This window comes from Oleiphilus sp. HI0066, from assembly GCF_001635725.1.
The window spans coordinates 1-1,545 of sequence record NZ_LWFH01001536.1; the positions used below are offsets into that span (position 1 = coordinate 1).

Consider the following 1,545-nt stretch of genomic DNA (forward strand, 5'->3'; position numbering starts at 1 on the left):
ACAACTTCGCACCTAGAAGTGTTTCTTTTAGCATCATGCCGGCAAGAATATAAAGACCAATCGCCAAATGAAGATTGGTGAGCTGGAAGATCTGCGTGAAATAAATAGCGATGCCCGGCAAATGACCTTCTGTAATAAAGAAATGAAAGCACGCTGCGAGTAACATGAAGGTTTGAATTGGAATCGTAAGTAAGGAGCGCAGCCATCCACCACCCTCTTCTAACTCATCACGACGCGGAGTGAAGAACTGATAGACGTTAATCGCAGACAACACCGCACAGCCTCCCATGAGCGCAAAGAACAACTCTGGATTGGTCACTTCGGTTCCTGAATTCAACGACCCGATGTAGAAGGCATACCCAGAAACGCCAAGGCCGACATGAGAAATAAACTGCGCCGTAGTCGAAATATAGTGATCTTTAAAATGGTGAACCGCTCTAAAAGCAATATGGCTGCGCTTAGCGGTTGCCACAATCGTGGCGAGCATTAATAGACTTATTAAGGTCAGCTTCTGATGCGCGATCGCAAACAAACTAATGTCAGCAAACACGTGCTCCAAGGAGCGGAATACCTCAACTGAAGGAGTAAGGTTTTGATCGTAAATAGCGGCTTCATCATGCTTCTTCTGACAAACCCTGAGCTGTCGCACCAATGACTCTCGTGCCGAGTCTCTATCAAAATCATCAACCAACAGTGAAAACGCTTCATTTTCAGCAATATGCTCTTGCTCTAGAACATCTAAGCGACTGTCTATGTCTTCTTGTGGGTCACACTCCGTAATCGGACGATCGCCTCGCAACACAAAATAGTCATCCCACAAATATGCACCAAGTTTAAGCATTTGCGCATGCATATTTTCACTCGTACCGGATGTAATGGTGCCGAGCAATAACAGCAAAATAATTCCTGTAAGAATAGCTTGAGATATCTTTTTAAATTTTGAAAAAGGAGAAGATGAAACTGGAGATGGATCTGAATTAGCTGAAATATCGCTCATCACTGACTCGTCATTATTTTTGTTAATACAAACGAAAGCTTTTTTGAATACTGCTAGCTATTGTGCCAACAAACTTAAGTAAGATGTTGATACATAAGGAAGAGCGAGTACTTCGTCACGTTTTAAAGGATGATAATTCTGGCCGAAAAACTCGCAACAGATGATATGCGTTGCGGCCAACTAGCGAAAATTATTCGTCGCCCAGGCGCCGTTTAATGCCGCAGATTTTGCCAACCTGTAATTGTCATGATCTTGAATTGCCTCAATAAAGCGCGCTAAGCCTCTCTCTGCCTCAACTCTCGTGCCAAAAGGACCAAGGTCTTCACCCTCTCGTGTGGCAATGTAATACTGACCATCAATAACTTGAAGGCGTTCAGAGCGAAAGTAAGTCGCTTCGCCTTCTCCTTTACGAAACTCCATTGCAATATTTCCTTGTCTACCTGATATTGATCTGTGCTGGCATCAAACAACACGAATACGAATACCACGCCACTAATCACAAACCTTATCTAAGTGAACCGCAAGTGCCGCGAATTATCTCTTATACT

The 1,545-nt window shown here is 43.6% G+C and carries 1 protein-coding gene and 1 pseudogene; both read right to left on the bottom strand.

What is annotated here, in order from left to right; genetic code table 11:
- A pseudogene (locus A3738_RS23910) lies at positions 1-997 on the bottom strand (hypothetical protein); the annotation flags it as partial.
- A gap of 180 nt (positions 998-1,177) precedes the next feature.
- Positions 1,178-1,417, bottom strand: coding sequence for a DUF6316 family protein (locus A3738_RS23915; protein ID WP_068481215.1), 240 nt, complete (start codon positions 1,415-1,417; stop codon positions 1,178-1,180).
- Positions 1,418-1,545: the final 128 nt, after the last annotated feature.

Coding starts and splice junctions, on each gene's coding strand:
- A3738_RS23915 (WP_068481215.1), bottom strand. CDS start 1,417: ATGGAGTTTCGTAAAGGAGAAGGCGAAGCGACTTACTTTCGCTCTGAA.